Origin of the sequence: Paenibacillus pasadenensis, assembly GCF_002864175.1 — a bacterium.
In the GTDB taxonomy this organism is placed as follows: domain Bacteria; phylum Bacillota; class Bacilli; order Paenibacillales; family Paenibacillaceae; genus Paenibacillus_O; species Paenibacillus_O pasadenensis.
Map to the genome: position 1 here is coordinate 1,215,105 of NZ_NFEZ01000003.1, position 16,685 is coordinate 1,231,789.

The 16,685-nt window shown below is 60.7% G+C and carries 9 protein-coding genes; 2 read left to right on the forward strand and 7 right to left on the reverse strand.

All coding sequences use genetic code 11. The annotated features are described in order from the left end of the window. Nucleotides 1-4: 4 nt before the first annotated feature. From B8V81_RS08945 to B8V81_RS08960, 4 genes are read right to left on the reverse strand one after another with little or no spacing between them, the layout of a single operon-like run. Complete coding sequence (locus B8V81_RS08945) at nt 5-943, reverse strand: MTP-1 family protein (protein ID WP_101808181.1); 939 nt, start codon at nt 941-943, stop codon at nt 5-7. Between the two features lie 43 nt (nt 944-986). After that, a complete protein-coding gene (locus B8V81_RS08950) occupies nt 987-1,826 on the reverse strand; it encodes a carbohydrate ABC transporter permease (RefSeq protein WP_028598755.1) in 840 nt (279 codons plus the stop codon). Then, the gene (locus B8V81_RS08955) at nt 1,813-2,688 is read right to left on the reverse strand and encodes a carbohydrate ABC transporter permease (protein ID WP_028598754.1); all 876 of its coding nucleotides are present in this window, start codon (nt 2,686-2,688) and stop codon (nt 1,813-1,815) included. Before B8V81_RS08955 ends, B8V81_RS08950 begins: the two co-directional genes overlap by 14 nt. A gap of 16 nt (nt 2,689-2,704) precedes the next feature. After that, nucleotides 2,705-4,039 (reverse strand): ABC transporter substrate-binding protein, encoded by a 1,335-nt coding sequence (locus B8V81_RS08960; RefSeq protein ID WP_028598753.1) that lies wholly within the window; start codon nt 4,037-4,039, stop codon nt 2,705-2,707. 290 nt (nt 4,040-4,329) lie between these two features. On the opposite strand from B8V81_RS08960, the gene B8V81_RS08965 reads away from it, so the two are divergent. Beyond that, nucleotides 4,330-5,346 carry a LacI family DNA-binding transcriptional regulator gene (locus B8V81_RS08965; RefSeq protein ID WP_101808182.1) on the forward strand — a complete coding sequence of 339 codons (1,017 nt, stop codon included), beginning with the start codon at nt 4,330-4,332 and terminating at the stop codon, nt 5,344-5,346. A gap of 109 nt (nt 5,347-5,455) precedes the next feature. Here the strand turns inward: B8V81_RS08965 and B8V81_RS08970 are convergent, their stop codons facing one another. Next, nucleotides 5,456-11,923 (reverse strand): CARDB domain-containing protein, encoded by a 6,468-nt coding sequence (locus B8V81_RS08970; protein WP_101808183.1) that lies wholly within the window; start codon nt 11,921-11,923, stop codon nt 5,456-5,458. Continuing rightward, nucleotides 11,920-13,113, reverse strand: coding sequence for an S-layer homology domain-containing protein (locus B8V81_RS08975; RefSeq protein WP_180968407.1), 1,194 nt, complete (start codon nt 13,111-13,113; stop codon nt 11,920-11,922). The genes B8V81_RS08970 and B8V81_RS08975 overlap by 4 nt, the downstream gene beginning before the upstream one ends. Before the next feature lie 576 nt (nt 13,114-13,689). On the opposite strand from B8V81_RS08975, the gene B8V81_RS08980 reads away from it, so the two are divergent. Next, a complete protein-coding gene (locus tag B8V81_RS08980; protein ID WP_101808185.1) occupies nt 13,690-15,324 on the forward strand; it encodes an esterase/lipase family protein in 1,635 nt (544 codons plus the stop codon). Between the two features lie 93 nt (nt 15,325-15,417). Here the strand turns inward: B8V81_RS08980 and cntE are convergent, their stop codons facing one another. Beyond that, nucleotides 15,418-16,677, reverse strand: a complete 1,260-nt coding sequence (gene cntE, locus B8V81_RS08985) for a staphylopine family metallophore export MFS transporter CntE (protein ID WP_101808259.1) — start codon at nt 16,675-16,677, stop codon at nt 15,418-15,420. Between the last annotated feature and the right edge of the window lie 8 nt (nt 16,678-16,685).

Here is a 16,685-nt window from a genome sequence, read left to right on the forward strand (position 1 = left end):
GCTCTTACCGGCCGGCGAACGGGTCCGGAATGTCCAGCGTCTGCGCGTCGGCGTCGCTGATGCCCGCGTATAGCACGGCTCTGCCGTCGCCGACGCGGATCAGGCCGCCGCTGAACACGACATCCTCCAGATCGGGCCGCTTGGCCGGGCCCGGCAGGAAGTCGCGGCGCTCGCCGATCAGGCGCAGGCCGCTCCATGCCTCCGATGCCGGATCGAACTCGAACGCCATCGGATAGTAGTGGCGATCGCCCGCTTCATCGAAGCAGGCGATATGGCCGAGCACGCCGATGCGGCCGCCCGGCAGGAGATGGGTCTCGTTGGCTCCGCCCCATTCGCCCTCGGCGAACTGTCCCTCGAGCAGCGGAGCTTCGTCGATGGCCCGGACCGTCAGGCCGTCCAGCGAGCCGACGCGGACGTAGCCGATCTTGCCGCGGCCGCCCTTCTCTCCCTGAGGTCGCGTGAACACGCCGACGCCCCCGTCCGCAAGCTCCGCGAGGCGGATGTCCTTCATGCCGTCCGGCCCTTCGAAAAAGCGGCGCAGGTCGCGGAGACCTTGGCCCCGGTAGAACACGGTCCGCCACATCAGCGCGCCGGCCCGCTCGGGATGCGGGAAGACCTCCACGCCGCCGACGACGAGCTCGCCGCCGATGCGGCTGTGGAACGGGTCCTGCAGCCGCAGGACCGGCGCTCCCTCGATCGGCAGCCAGGCGCCGTCCGATTCGGCGAAAAAGACGATGTCGGAATGCTCGCTGTCGCGCGACTCGACGCGTCCGGGAAGAACCGTCCGGCCCTCGTCCTCGAACGGGGCGGCGATGTTGTAGACGTCCTTGCCGCCGACGCCTGCGAACGGGATGCGGCGCGGCTCGCGCGCGGCGGGGCCGGCGGCCCGATATTCTCTCAGCAGCTCGGCGCATGGCGCCGGAGCCGGTTGCAGCTGGCTCATGAATCCATTCTCCTCCCGCGAAGCCCGGCCGGAGCCGGGACGATTATTTCAGGCTGAACTGCATGCCCTCCTGGAACTTCTTGCTGAAGATCAGGAACAGCACGATGATCGGCAGCGTGAGGATCGTCGAGGCCGCGTAGAGCGGACCCGGATACGACCCGTACGGCCCGAACATCTGCGACAGCAGCACGTTCAGCGTCAGCATCGAATCGCTCTTGACCGCGATCATGTCCCACAGCAGCTCCGTCCACCGCTCCATGAGCAGGAACAGGAAGATGACCGTCGTGATCGACTTCGACATCGGCAGCATGATGCGGAACATGATCTTCAGATCCGACGCTCCGTCGAGCTTGGCCGCTTCGATGAACGTCGACGGCACGGCCTTGAAGAAGTTCGTGTACATGAAGATCGCCCACAGGCTGACCGCCTTCGGCACGATCAGGCCGAGATAGGTGTCGTACAGGCCGGCCCGCTGGATGATGAGGAACGTCGGCACCAGCAGGATGATGGCCGGGAAGAACATATGGAACAGGACGAAGTTGTTGATCGCATGGCGGCCGAAAAAGTTCAGCTTGGACAGCGCATAGGCGACCATGATGCCGAACAGCATCATCAGCGCGGTCGAGGCCGCCGAGACGACGACGCTGTTCAGGAACGCGTTCAGCCACGGCCGGGTGACGCCCGCCTCGCCGCCGCTGAACAGCCATTCGTACGACTTCGTCGTGAACTTCGTCGGCAGCAGCTGCTTGTCGATCTGCGTCCAGTCCGCGAACGAGCTCAGCACCATGTACAGATACGGATACACCATGACGAGCAGGAGCGCGAGGGCGAGGAGATAGCGGATGGCTCGCCTCGAGCCGCTGCGGCGTTTAGACCCAACCATTTCGCTTCCCCCATATCTCCAGAATTTTGCGGATGGCGAAGATCGAGATGAACGTCGCCACCGATGCCAGCAGCGCGACCGCCGACGCGTAGCCGACCTGCATGTTGGAGAACGCCTGCTTGAAGATCTCCATCTGCCAGGTGTTCGTCGCGTTGCCCGGGCCGCCGCCCGTCAGCTGGTACACCTCGGTGAAGATGCCGAACGTGACGCCGAAGCCCAGGATGAGCGTCGTGTACAGCGACGGATACAGCAGCGGCAGCGTGATCCGCCAGAACCGCTGGCCGTCCTTGACGCCGTCGATCGCGGCCGCCTCGTACACTTCCTTGTCGATGCTCTCCAGGCCCGAGGTGAGGATGAGGGCATAATAGCCGGTGAACTTCCAGGCGAGGATGAGGCCGACGACGAACAGCGCGGACAGCGGCGAGCCGAGCCAGTTGATGTCCAGCCCGATGCCGCGCAGGAACTCGTTGACCGGGCTCGTGTAGGACAGCAGTCCTTTGACGATCAGCGCCGAGACGACGCCCGAGCTCAGGTAGGGCAGGAAGAAGCCGATCAGGAACAGTCCCTTGAACCGGGGCAGTCCATGCACGAGCACGGCCACTCCGATCGCCAGCGCCGTCACCAGCGGCACGAAGATCATCATGAACTTGTACGTGTTCCAGAACGCCGCATGCACGCTCGGCGAGCGCAGCGCCTCGAGGAAGTTCTCGAAGCCGACCACGTTGAACGTCGGCGCGATCAGATCCCAGTCGGTGACGGACAGGAAGATCGACCAGATCAGCGGGATGAAGAAGAACAGCAGCGAATAGATGAGGTAAGGGCTGGCGAACAGCCAGCCCAGCTTGTTGTTGCGTTGGTCCATGACGAGAAGACCTCCCTTAGTCCAGGGCTTTCTCCAGCGCGGCCTTCATAGCCGCCCAGCCCTCCGCAGGGGCGATTTCGCCCTTGACGACTTTATTGAACGCCTCCGTGCCGATGATCGTCTGGAGGTCGTTGTACTTCGCATTGTCCATCGGCGGCACGGCGTTCGGCACGTTTTCCGCGTACGGCTTCAGCTGCGGGCTCTTGTCCAGCACCGCCTGGAACGACTCGTTCGTCGACAGGTCGTCGCGCGCCGGAGGCAGGTTCGTCTTCTCGAACCAGGCCGCGTCGTTGTTGGCGTCGCCGTACACCCACTGGATGAAGTCGATCGCCGCCGCCTGCTGCTCCTTCGTCGCCGAGGCGTACACGACGAGCCCTTTCGTATCGGCGAACGTCTTGCTGTCGGCCGGGTCCATGCCGTCCGGCACCGGCGGCATCGTCAGCGCGTACGTCTCATTGTACTTCAGGTTCGGATACTTCTCCGCCCAGGTCGTGAACGTCCACGGACCGACGTCGGTGAAGACGCCCGTGCCGTTCTCGAACGGGTCGGTCACCTGGCGGGCGAGCAGCCCCTTCTCCTTGCGCAGGTCGTCCACGAACGACAGCACCTCGACGCCCGCCTTCTCGTCGCCGGTGAAGGCGTCGCCTTCGATGAACTTGTTGCCGCCGGAGGCCGCGTCATACAGCATGTAGAAGTCGAACCAGCGCTTCCACGCCGTCGGGTCGGCCAGATCCGGCTTGGCCCACAGGTATTTCTTGTCGCCGTGCTTGGCCTTGAGCTTCTTGGTCAGCTCAAGGATCTCGCCGTACGTCTGCGGCGGCTCGCTGTAGCCGAGGTCCCGGATGATGTCGAGGCGCCAGCCGAACAGCATCGGATTGGAGTAGATCGGCAGCACGTACTGGTGGCCGTCCGCGAACGTCCACGGCTCGATCGTCTGGGTCATGCTGCGGCCCTGCACGATCTCGTCGAAGCCCTCCAGCGTATCGAGCGGCACGAGCGCCTGGCTGCTTGCCAGCTGGGCCGCGAAACCGCGGTTAATGTTCTCGGACATCGTCGGCGCGCTCTTGGCCGCCAGCGCGGCCTGGATGCTCGCCTCCGAGGTCGGCGATTCCTTGATCGCGCTGACGTTGATCTTCACCTTGCCGTTCTGCGCCTCGTACGCATCGGCCATCTCCTGCCAGAACGCCTGCTGCGTCGGGTTCGGCGCAGCCCAGAATTCGATCGTCGTCACGCCGTCCGACGACTCTCCTCCGCCTTCGCTTCCGGTCTGGCCGCCTTGGCCGGTGGAGCAGGCCGACAGCAAGCCGGCCATCAGCGCGACGGACAGGACCATAGGGACTCTCTTTTTCATCTTTGTTGTGCCTCCCTTTAAGTTGTCATGATTTCTGTAAAGTTGTCATGATAAAAGTAATGCTGATTGTAAGGGGTTACGGGGTCCATTATGGGCTTGAAAACGGTTCATGTCAAGTGACAAACTTATGGATCAGCTTTATGTAAACGGAATGATCTGATTTACATTTACAGTTTGTAACGTTACAATGAGGAGAGGACAGCCCGTTCCGGGTCCGAGCTCCCGCTTGCCTTGACAGGCCGGCGCGCAACCGGAACAATGAAGCTAGTCCGTAACAGGGGTTGACGAACGTGAAGACGAAAGTAACGATGCAAGCGATTGCCGACAGGCTTAATCTTTCCAAAAATTCCGTCTCGCAAGCGCTGACCGGCAAGGCCGGCGTCAGCGACGAGACGCGGCAGCTCATCCAGAAGACGGCCGAGGAGATGGGCTACACGTACAGCCGCCGAGGCCAGTCGCCGGAGCCCGGGGCGGCGTCGCGCACGATCGCGCTGCTCGCCTCCGATTTCGCCTTTTCCAAAAAAGGCTTTTTCGGCGACATCTATTTGAGCATCGACCGGGAGCTGAAGCGAAGCGGCTGCGAGCTCGTCATCCAGTCCGTCAGCCCGAGGGAGGCCGAAGCGCTGGAGCTGCCTGCTTTCCTCGAGCAGAAAACCGTCGACGGCGTGCTCATCCTCTCCCACATCACCAATGATTATCTGAAGGCCGTCCTGGGCACCGGCATTCCCGCCGTGCTGATCGACCATCATCATCCGGAGCTCGCCGCCGACTCGATCCTGACGAACAACCGCTTCAGCGCCTACGAGGCGGTGCGCCATCTGCACGGACTCGGACATCGCCGCATCGGCTTCGTCGGCAGCATCGAATTTTCCCCGAGCTACTACGAGCGGCTCGAGGGGGTGCGGCTGGCCGCTTGGGAGCTCGGCCTCGAGCTGCCCGAGCCGTGCCTGCTGACCGATGTCGCCGAGGACAGCGACGAGGTGCGGCGGCGGCTGGAGCCGGCGGCCCGCCTCGCCACCGCCTGGTTCTGCGTCAACGACGGCTATGGCTTCATGACGAGCTCCGCCCTGCAGCAGCTCGGCCTGTCCGTGCCCGGCGACGCGTCGGTCGTCAGCTTCGACAACGGCTATCTGTCGCGCCTCGCCACGCCGCCGATCACGACGGTCGATGTCGACCTGCCGCTCTATGCGAGCTGCGCGGTCGAGCAGCTGCTCCGGCGGCTCGACGATCCATCGCGCCCCCGCACCGAGACGCTGCTGCCGACCCGGCTCGTCGTGCGCGAGTCGACCGCGCCTCCGGCAAAGTGAGCTTGCAGCAATAGGCGATAGCCTGCTTTTCCGCTTTCAAAACGAAGCAAGCCTGCCCTTCGCTATTCGGCGATGAGCAGGCTTGCTTCGTTTTATTTTTTTGCTGCCGCTATTGCTTGCGGTGCACGCCCGCGGCGCCGAGCGCCGAGCCGATGATGCGGATCGGCACGTCCGCCGTCTTGCGGGTGCCGTTGCGGTACACGACCTCGAAGCGGATCGTATAGTCGCCCTTGGCCAGTCCATCCGACAGGTCCGCCCACCGCGCGTGATGCAGCTCGCCCGCATAATGGCGATCGGCCGTCACCGGCTTCAGGATGGAGCGTGCGTCCAGCCCGCCTCCGGCCGTCAAGCTTGCCGTCACCTGCAGCACCGGAGCCGGGACCGGATAGCCTTGCACGATCAACTTCTCCCCGGCGTAAAACTCCTTCGGATGCTGCGCCGTCTCGTGGCCGAGCCGGTCATGGATTTCCTTCCAGTCCGCCGTATGGCCGACATCGGCGCTCAGTCCAAGCGGCACGACCGGGATCGGCTTCGCCGCCGTCGCTTCCGCCTTGCCGTCGCTGACCGTCAGCGTCACCTGATAGGTGCCGGGCAAGGACCGTTCAAGGAGCGGCGGATCCGCATGCACGCTCGTCCGGCCCGACGGATCGAGCACGGTCCATTTCGCCGTAAGCGCGTCTCCGTCCGGATCGGACGAGCGGTCGAGCAGCTGGATCGGGTCGCCTTCGTAGACCGGCTTCGGCGTCCAGTCGAAGTCCGCTACCGGCGGGCGGTTCGTCTCGAGGTAGAAATACTTCGGCGCGCTCCAAGCGCTCCAATCGAAGCCGTCGTAGGCGCGGACCTGAATATACATGTTGACCTTTTCCGGAAGGTCGGTCGTAGGTCGCCAGCTGCGATCCTTGCCCGGTCGAATGTCCGTATCCCGCAGCAGCTCGCCGCCGTAGCGATAAATCCTAAGCTGGTATCGAGTCTGCTCGTCGCTGTCTGCGTCCCAGTAGCTCCACAGGAAAAGCGGCCGGAACTCGATCAGCTTGGTCGGCTGATTCGGATCGGAGCTCGCCGGCACAGTGATTTGAGCGGACGGGATCTGGTTGTGAATCGTCACGGTCTTCGTGATTTGCGCTTCGGCGCCAAGCGAGTCTTCGACGCGCTGGCGGATTTCAAACGTGCCGATCGTGCTGAAGCTCTTCTGCCAGCTCGTCCGGCTGCCGCTTGCGATCGTCTCGGCTCCGTTCGTCGTCCGATTCCGCAAGTACCAGGTATGCGGCAGGTTCTCGCGGCCGCCGTCCTCCTTGTCCCATGCGGTGGAATCGAACGTGATCGTCACGCCCCGATACGTGTTCACATGGCTTTGGTTGAAGCCAGGCACGGGCGGCGTATTGTTCGCGCCCGTCACCGTGACATGGAGCGTCTTGACGGTGTAGGCCGACCATGCGCCATACTCATCCTTTACGGCCATGCCGATTTCGTACATGCCTTTTTCTTGCGGCGTCACGAGCTTTTCGTAGAAGGTATCCCCCGAAGGCGTCGTGTAGTAGAACTTCTTCTCCAGAATGCCTCGCGTCAACCGATAGTCAATGCCGGTCGCTTCGGTCGAATAGTTGCTCGGGCTTTCGTAACGGTCCGGATCGTAGCTGCTGTCGGTCCAGATGACTTTTCCGTCTCCGGATAGCGTCACCGTATACTGCGATACCGGGCGGCGGTGGACCGTCACCTTTTTCACGAACGGATTGCTCTCCTTGCGGTATTCGCCAAATCGATTGTCCGGATACCGGTAGTCCGGATGCGGATCGTCCTGGGCCCGCAGCTGCACGAGGTAGTCTCCGACTTTGTCGAAGGCGAGCTGCTCGCTCTCGAACGTTTTTCCGTGCAGCACCGAAAGGCCCTGGTTGTTGAGGAATCGCGGCGTGTGCTGGAAGCTCCAGCGGTACGAGCCGGCCTTCGGGTCGTTCTCCGGATCGAGGAACTGGATGCTGTCATATTGGACTTCCGCCTTGGCCGTTCCTTCGTCCCAAATGGCGTAGTCAGCCGACCATTCGACCTTGCTGTCGACGGCCTTGTACGTCAAGGCGCTGAACCTGACGTACGCCTTGTTCGCGAAGTAGCCGAACTTGCCTTCGAGGAATTGGCCATCCGTCGCCGACAGGATTGGGATGTTGTTCAGGAAAACCTCGATTTTGCTGCCGACGGTCTTCACTTTGAAGCCATAGCTCACGTCCGATTCGAACGGATAGCTGCCGGCCTGCAGCACGGTCCGATTGCCGTTCACGTATTTTACTAGATCCAAGGAGTGTCCGTTTGTTTCGACAGCGTAGCGGTTCCTTGGGTCTTGCATGTGGAAGCTGAAGCCCATCGCTTCTTGGTCTACATCAACGTCGAGCATGCGCTGGCTGTACTTCATTTCCGCGTCGCTCAGCGAGACGTCCGAGACGAACTGGCCGTTCGTAAAGGCTTGCTTGACGAGCGGCGTTGTCGATGGGGCGCCAGCGCTGAACCAGATCATAGCGGTCGGATTCGAGTTGCCGTTTGGGATGCGCTGCAGAGCGAAGAGCGATCCGTCTCCAACGTATTCCCGGAAGAAAGTGCAGCCGCGATAGCTGGTCACCAAGGAACCGCTCGCATTGTAGACCTGTCCGTCTGCTGCGCAGTTTCCTTGATCGTACGGCGTGGAGTTCGTGATGTATCCATCCGCTGTCCGAGTAGAGAAATCCGTCCCCTGAGAAGATCCATCCCAGTTGAAGGTAGCGTTATTCCAGTTGGATAAATTCTGGAGCGTAGCGCCTGACTTCATGTTGATGACCTTTGTCATTCGAGTCGGGAGGTAAGGCTCGCTTCCCATGAAATAAACATCGACATAAAGCTCGTTTGCGAATGTGTTCATCCACATCGGGTTGTAGCCGTAATGGCCGCCCATCCCTGCGAACATGCCGATTGAGTTGGAGTTCAGCGCCATCTGCTGGTCTGGCTCGGATAAGTATCGGCTCCAGATGAGATTCATGTTCTTGTCGTATTTGTTGATCGTCAGATCGAAGAATAGGGTCATGTCCCGGTACTCGTTTTGCTTATACCCATAGCCTTCTAGGGTGTAGGTGTTTCCTTCGGGATCCAGGTACATCTCCGGCGCGGCCCGGTATGGATAATCGGCAAGATCCCAAGGGGTCGGTCGGTTCATCTGCCTTTGAATGGAGCCCAGTGTTGTAAGGGTCATGTTGGGGCTGACCGAAACAAAGTGCGCGTACGCGCTCCCGACCTGGTAGTTGTCTTTGCCGCCAGAGCTGAAATCTCTCTCCATTTTCAAGACAACGCCGTTTCCAGAAGTCGTGGCGTGAATGACCCAATCCTTGAAGTTCCAGTTCACTTTGTCCGTGAACCGGTTCATATGGGATGGCACGGTCGTTTCTTGAAGGAGGGTTCCGTTCGCGGCATCGTAACGCCGGATGATGACGTCGTCCGTAGAGGAAAGAACGACGTACAAGTATGGACCGGAGAGCTCCCATGTCATTTTCCGTGAAAATGGACCCAGGTTGATGACATAATCATACGGACTTCCTTTGCTCCATTTCTTGGCTTTCCAGTCATAAGGATTATCGCCTTGGACAAGAGGGGAGAGCTTCTTGGAATTCAATCCGTAGATTTTCATCGTACCTTGGTAGTTTGTATAATCAGCAATGCTGAAGATGACATGTTTCTTGTTGGACCGAACTTTCGGAATTTCATTGTATTGGGTGTACGAGATGCTGTAAGCCTCGATTTGCCGCCCGTTCTCATCCGCTAAGTAATCGTTGAAATAGGCCGTATTCGTCAACGCTCGCCAAGGGGAAAGGGCGTTGGCGCCAAAGCCGTTGTTTGGCTTCGTGCCGGTAATCAGGTCCACTTCGCCGCCAAAGCGCATGAAGGAATAGGTGTTGTTTTGGGCATCTCCGAAGTTTTTGGCGTCTCCGCCAATGAGGCTTCCTCCGTCAACGCTCCAAAGCCGCGACCGATCAAATACCGTTTCGGTCGTGTTCGTTACATAGACGGGCCAATTAATCATTTTCTCCGGACGGATCGTCGTGCTCGCATCGAGATCCGGCTGCGGATTCTTGCCCTTCAAGTCGAAGGAGACTTCCGGCGCGTTGTTGACGATGTTGAGCGTGTAGCTTTCGATCGGCTCGTCATCCGTATTGTCCTTCAAGTTGAAGTCGTCGGTGACCTCGGTCCAGAACAGGTACTTGCCGACTCTAGGAGCCGTGAAGGATACCTTTTCCTTCGATCCGACAATCGTCTGCCAGGCATCGTCCTGAAAGCCGTTGTTCAACGCGTCGTACTTGAAGCGGTAGTTTGCGGACATGATCTGATCGCCGTCCGGACTGAAAGACTTGTTCAGAATGACGTTCGGTTCGTTCCGTATCCCTAGCTTCGGCACGTCGAGCTTGGCGATCGGAGGCAGGTCGGGCTTGACGATGATCGTGCAGCTGGCCGGCTTTTCTGATTTTCTCCCCTCGACGTCGTAGACGTTCAGCTGGACCTCGACCGTGATGTTTTGCTGCGTCCCGTTTACATAAGAAGACTGCCTCCCCATCCATTCATCTCGGCTGTGATCGATCGCAGCGAAGACAGGGCTGTAGCTTTTGCTGGAGTCGAACAAGGCGTCTGGTATGTAGTGGTTCTCGATGACTTCGTCCGGGCACTTGATGATGGGGATAGGGCCTTTAGACTGGACGTTGATGAAAGCCGAAACCTCGCCGGTCGCTCCGAACGGATCGCGGAGCAAGCCTTTCACGGTATGGACACCGGGCGTATCCATGCGAATTTCGTACATGCCCCAGCTGCCTTCCGGATATCTTCCTTTCAGGCTCTTTATCCATGCGCTGTTTCCGTTTGCAAAATCAAATCCATCAAACGTCACTTCATCGCCGTCCGGATCAAACGGAGAGGGGATGGACGGATCATGCAGAACGACTAGATACATGGTCTCGCCTTCAATAACGGAGGTCAAGGGAACCGTGGGGTTGCTGGGCCGAACAAAAGCCGCCTTGCCAGAAGGAGGGCGATTATTCGGCGGATTTTTCACCTCGAGCGGGCGCGGTCCAATTTCCTTCTGTCCGCAGTCGGTGATGAGGGTCATGTAGACCTGATGCGAGCCGGTGCTGATGGCGCTTGGGTAGTCTTTGCGCTCGATCGTCGTGTCGGACCAGCTGTGGAACCATCCCGTCGCGCCTTCCCTGGAGCCGCGCTTGAACGTGTACATGTGGCGCAGATACTTGCATGGCCCGAATTCCGGATCTTTCGGGTGAAGCGTGAAGCTGTCGCCATAGTCGATGGACGGGGGCGATACTTCAAAGTTTCCTCCGAAATCCTTGCTGGGCGTTGGCGTCGGTGTTGGTGCTTCGCCCGGGGAGAAGGTCTCGTCAACCGTGTTGTTGGTTTCGCTGGCTTCGTCGATCGTGTTGGCCGAATCGACCGTCAGCCGGAACGTTTTGGCAGCGTTGGAGGTGAAGGTGCTGGTGAATGTCAGCGACCGGCTCGCTCCTGCTTTGAGCGACGGAACGGCTTCGGACTTCAAGATGGTTCCCGTCCCGACGTCTTTCACGTTCACGGTGAACGATTTCGCGATGTCCACGCCTTCGTTGTGGAAGTTGGCCGTGAACGTCGCAGCCTTTCCGACCTCGATTTTTCCGGCCGCGCTGATGCTGTCCGCGACCAGGTCGGGCTTGGATGTGTCGATCGGCTCGTAGGTGACGGTCAGCGTATACTCGACGCTGTATGTCTTGGCCTCCCATGTCGTTGTCGAGTTGAGCGGGTAGCGGCGGCCTTGGATGTTGCCGGAGCCTCCGGGGAGGAGGTCCCAGTGAGTTCCTTGCATATTGTTACTGCTGCCTAATAAAAGACTGACTTTGACGTACCCGTAGCCAGGTTTTCCTTTACCGGTTGCGGTTATCGTCTGGCCGTTGAGGGGTACAGCTCCGGTAATTGTGACTGAGCTCGGCTCGATGAAGGCGTAGGAGACAGGATCTTCGGTGTCTTTCCGAATGAACACTTCGGGTGCGCCTAGAGCATCGGACCAAGCCGCTGCCGAACCGTCCGAGTAGCGGAGTCTGGCGTCGATCGTCGCGCCGGAGCTGTCCCGAACCGGAATTTCGCCCGGATATTGAGAGACGCCATTCATATAGGTGGATGGGTCTGCTGTAAATGTATACGGCCCCGTCTCCTCTGCGGCCATCGTCCATTGCTTTCCGCTGGAGTTCCGCCAAATGTCATAGTACATTCTGGAATCTCTTGTTCCATACAGCAGGACTTCTTTCCCGTTTACGGGCGGAAGCTCGATCTTCCCAGTGCTCTCGTTGTATGAGCCCAGCTGCCCTTTGGGATTTCCGTTGATGGTGAAGGACCAGGACTTGACCTTCTTCCCGGACGCCTTGACGACTTGGGTCTGCAAGCCTTCAACAATCGGAGTCTTGTGGTACCCGCCGCCATTTCCGGTGAACGTTGCCGTGTTAGGATCTGCAGCAGCGGCGGATGGAAGGAGCCACACGCCGGGATCAGTCAGGGATACCAGAAACGAAAGCAGTAATAGAACGCTTAGTTTGCTTTTCATTCATTCTTCCCCCCAAAAATCCTTCCATCTTCACTTCCTAAGTAAAGCAGGTAATGATCGTTACCGTAGGTTTCAAAATAAAAGAATGGTGCATCAAACTTTTGGGCTCGTTCTACTCTCTCTTTCTTAATCGCATAGAACACCCAAACTTCCTTGGAGTTGATGGTGTCTAGTCTAAAATACAGTTCTGTAGAAAATGGAGTCTTTTGGGTCGAGATATTCACCGCAGACATTAAGTAAGGTGCGCCGATCATGCCTCGAAACTGATCGAAATAGTTTTTCACAACCTTGGTATTGCTGAGTTCTATTCTGAACGCCATCATATACTCATTTTTCCATTCCTGAGTATTAGACTTTACAATGCCGGTCAACTTCATAGGATCTAGCTTGCCTAACGTCCCGTCCGGCAGCCAGCTCCGATACGGACTGTTCTTGTCATCCATATCCAGAATGAGGATTTGCTTGAACTCCCCGTTGATGTAGTTCCGAATTTTCGCCTTGAACGGCAGCTGCCGGAACTTCCCGCCCCACATCGTCTCGACGTTCGTTCCCGTGTACGCCACTTCCGCATAAGACGCGGCTCGTTTGTCCATCGGCAGCGTGCCGCCGGCAAGCAGAGTCAGGATGCGGTCGATAATGACGGTCGCTTGAGCGCGGGTCGATTTCTCTTTCAGTCCCAGCTCACCTCCGGAAAGGCCGGAAATGATGCCCCGCTTTGTTGCCTCATACACCAGCTGAGGATCGGTCGTTGTTCCGGTGCGCAGCTGGTCCTCGACTGCACGAACCGTTATCCGGGCCATTTCCTGACGCGTAATGGGCTGCGTCCAGTTTCCGTTGAAATCGTTCGTCTTGTGGATGCCGGCTTCGACCGCGGCGGTGACGTAAGGTTTGTACCAGGCGTCGCCGGCGCTTGGAGCAGCGGTTTCGATCTTCAATGCTGCGCTTACCAGCTTGATGAATTCAGCACGGCTCACTTCTTTTTGAGGCCGGAAAGTTCCGTCCTCGAATCCATTCACAAGGCCGTTGGCCGTCAACTTTTGAATCGAGCTATAGAACCAGTCGGTCGATTTGACATCTTTGAAGCCGGGGGCGCTAGTTGTCCCGGTTGCGGCGGCCTTACCCGCTGCGGGCGAGAAGGGAAGGATCGAGGCTGCGATCGCGCAGCTCAGAACGAATTTGATTGTTTTCATTAGAAACATCTCCTTAATAGATGGGTTATATCGTTGGGTTCGACGTTAATGGCGGTATTGCGATACGTGCCCGATTATCCGGCCAGCCTCAGCGGCATGCCAGGTCCAGCCTATTTTATCGGCATTTTCCTTCCATCCCAGTATGGAGGTCCGTCATCCAGAGTGTTGAAAAACAGCAAAAAAGCCCCTGTTCGCGTATTGCCTGTGCGAACGGGTGCTTCCCGTACTCTTGCCGATGAAATTGTACGCCATGTTCCGCGGACTGCCGAAGCAGACGGTCCGCCGAGGCATGCCCGGCGTTGTCGGCACCGCCAGCAGCCTCCTGCTTGGCAGGATGGATGCCAGCCATGACCTTGTCGCAATAAAGTTCGACATGCTCCTGTAAATTCCTGCCGAAAGCCGATTTAATTTCAAGCCGATTGCCCTTCGGTTCGGAGCGCACGCCTGGAATCAGCAGCGAGTCTGACAGGAAAACGATTCATTTACTTCCTTTTTATGTGCTGCATATCTCCCGTTGACGAATATCCTTGAATATGGAAAGGCAAGCATCCTTCCTTCGAAAGGGGAATCCGATTGATGTCCATCCGCCGCCTCGCCGCCTCCGCCCGCTCCAAAGCGCCGCTCGCCGCCGCCCTGCTGACGCTCAGCCTGCTGGCAGCCGTTCCGGTCCACGCCGCCCCTTCCGCTCCCCGGCTCCATCAAGAGAACGCCGCCGGCCAAGCCGGCAACTGGTACACCGGAGCGGTGCCGCCGCAATCCTCGTCCAAGCCGGTGCTGCTGTTCGTCCAAGGGCTGCACTCCACGATGGACCGCTGGACGCTCGAGGACAGCTACTATGAAGCCGCCTACAACGCCGGCTACCGCACCGCCTTCGTGCAGCTGAAGGACGCGGACGGCGACGGCGGCAGCATGTGGACCAACGGCGCGCTGCTCGCCTCCGTCATCCGCAAGGTCGCGGCCTACTACAACGTGCCCAAGCTGAACGTCATCGCCCACTCCAAAGGCGGCATCGACACGCAGGCGGCGCTCGTCCACTACGGCGCCTCCCCGTATGTGAACGTCGTCCATCAGCTGTCCACGCCCAATCTCGGCTCCGAGCTCGCCGACATGGCCTACGGCAGCTGGACGTCCTGGCTCGGCTCCATCATCGGCCAGCAGGACGACGCCGTCTACTCGCTGCAGACGTCGTACATGGCGGGCTTCCGCTCGCAGACCGACGCGCGGCCGGAGGTCCAGGCGACCCGCACCTACATGTCGGGCGGCATGGGCGACGACGGCATCTTCACGAGCTACTGGTTCGCCCACGCGGTGCTGCCCGGAGAGGATGACGGCGCCGTCTCGCTCTACTCGGCGCTCGGCCTGCCGTACGGCATCCAAAGCTTCACGAAAAATATTTCCCACAGCGCGATGGCGCGAGCTTCGCAGACGTGGAGCCTCGTGCGGCCGAAGCTCGCTCTCCCGGCCGCCTCGCTGGCCGGAGGGCTGCAGGCGTCCGGCGGCGGACCGGCCGCCGGCGAAGCGCTGCCGGAGGCGGCATCCGGGTCCCGCCAAGCTGGCGCAGACGAGCCGGCCGGACTCATCCTGCGCGGCGGAGCGCTGGACGGCTCCGCATCCGCTTCGTTCCCGCTCGAAAGCGGGCTGACGTCGCTGTCGCTCGAGGTGATGACCGCGCAGGCGGGCAGCACGGCCATCCTGCTGTCGCCGTCGGGCCAAGCGCACGCCGCAGAGGCCGCTCCGCCGGACTCGGCGTCCGCCGACGTGTTCGCCGGCGCCGTCCGGCGCGTCTTCCACATCAACCAGCCGGATCCGGGCGAGTGGAAGCTGCAGCTGGGCGGCAGCGGCGACGCCTACTTCGCCCTCGCCCGCCTGGACAGCCCCAGCACGATGCGGATTGCCGCGCCGAAAAAGCTCTACCGCCCGGGCGAGCCTGTCGCCCTCTCCGTCGATCTCGGCAAGCCGGTGCAAGGGCTGTTCAAAAAGCCGTCGCTGACGAAGTCGATCCCGGGGCGCTCCTCCGCCTCGCTGCGCACGCTTCCCGACGCCGCCATCGCCGGCTCGGCCGCCTCTGTCTCGCTGACCGCCCCTTACGAGCCCGGCATCTACAATCTGTCGTTCGACGCGGAGGGCGTGAACGCTCGCGGCGAGCGGGTCGTGCGCTCGGTCAACTACAATTTCGCCGTACTCGATCCGCAGGGCAAGGTCGGGCCGTAATCGACCGGGCCTAAGCCATAAAAGCCGGAAGCCGCCTTCGCATGTGAGCGAAGGCGGCTTCCGGCTTTTCGAAGCGTCCTGATTCGTCTAGGCCTAGGCCAAGCCTTGCGGGAGCTCCGCCTCGCGGGCGCTGCTGCGCGTCTCGCGAGCGGAGACGAGCAGCAGCGAGGCCGCCAGAGCCGCGCACAGCAGGTACATGGCCGAATAGGAGAACAGATCGGCGACCGGCCCCATGACGATGCTGCCCAGCGAGACGCCGAGATCGGCCATCGCGATGAACAGCCCCATCTGCACGTTGCGGCTCTCGGGACGGAGCGTGAACGACAGATACGTCGTCAGCGCCGGATAAAGCATCGCCTGGGCGAGCCCCATCAGCAGCGCGCCCAGATAAAACGCCGCAGCGCCGCCGTAGGCGGCGAGGCCGACGCATAGCGCCGCAGCCGCCAGGCTGACCAGCACCGCCGCCATGAACGAAGGATGCCAGCGTCCGTCGGACGGAATCCGCTTGCGCAGCCAAAACCGCGCCGCCACCACGACGCCCGCCTGCAGCATGAGGTAGGCGGCCGCGCTGCCGCCGCTCACCTGCGCGGCATACAGCGGGATGAACGTCGTCGCGGCGCCGAACACGACCGAGCCGGCCAGCATGAGCACGCTGCATCGCCGCAGCTGCGGCTGCGCGGCCAGCTCGCGGAACGAGCGCCGCAGCGCGCCGCCCCCTGCGCCGAGCTGCGGCGAGGCCGACGCGCGGCCCGCCTGCGGGCCCGGAACCGCGCCGTCCGGGCCGCCCCCTTGCGCGGCCGGCTTGCCGAGCCTCGCCGTGCAGCCGACCAAGCCCGTCGCGGCGCCGAGACCGAGCAGCACGGCGGCCAGCAGCGCCGGATTTTGCGCCTGCCACAGGCCGATCGCGAGCAGCGGCCCGATGATGCCCGGCATCGTCGCGCAAAGCGAGTACATCGAGATGCCCTGCGAGCGTTCTTTCTCCGGAAGCGCATCGATCAGGCCCAGCTGCAGCGCCATCGAGAAGAAGGCCGTGCAGACGCCCTGCAGGACGCGCGCGGCAAAGTAGCCTTCCAGTCCCGTGAACGCATACAGCGCGAGCGCGGCCGCGTTCAGGACGAGGATCGCGCGCAGCACCCGGATCGGGCCGTGGCGTCCGATCAGATGGCCCGCCCATGGGCGCAGCAGCATCGTCGTGAACAGATAGGCCCCCATCACGACGCCGATCGCCGCGTTGCTCGCGCCGAGCGACTCGCCCTTCAGCGGGATGAGCACGTTCAAAATCGCATTGGCGCTGAAGTACAGCAGCGTCAGGCTGTACAGCCGCAGGAACGGCCCCGACAGCGCGGCCGCCAGAGGCTTTT

Coding starts and splice junctions, on each gene's coding strand:
- B8V81_RS08950 (WP_028598755.1), bottom strand. CDS start 1,826: ATGGTTGGGTCTAAACGCCGCAGCGGCTCGAGGCGAGCCATCCGCTAT.
- B8V81_RS08980 (WP_101808185.1), top strand. CDS start 13,690: ATGTCCATCCGCCGCCTCGCCGCCTCCGCCCGCTCCAAAGCGCCGCTC.
- B8V81_RS08945 (WP_101808181.1), bottom strand. CDS start 943: ATGAGCCAGCTGCAACCGGCTCCGGCGCCATGCGCCGAGCTGCTGAGA.
- B8V81_RS08975 (WP_180968407.1), bottom strand. CDS start 13,113: ATGAAAACAATCAAATTCGTTCTGAGCTGCGCGATCGCAGCCTCGATC.
- B8V81_RS08970 (WP_101808183.1), bottom strand. CDS start 11,923: ATGAAAAGCAAACTAAGCGTTCTATTACTGCTTTCGTTTCTGGTATCC.
- B8V81_RS08960 (WP_028598753.1), bottom strand. CDS start 4,039: ATGAAAAAGAGAGTCCCTATGGTCCTGTCCGTCGCGCTGATGGCCGGC.
- B8V81_RS08955 (WP_028598754.1), bottom strand. CDS start 2,688: ATGGACCAACGCAACAACAAGCTGGGCTGGCTGTTCGCCAGCCCTTAC.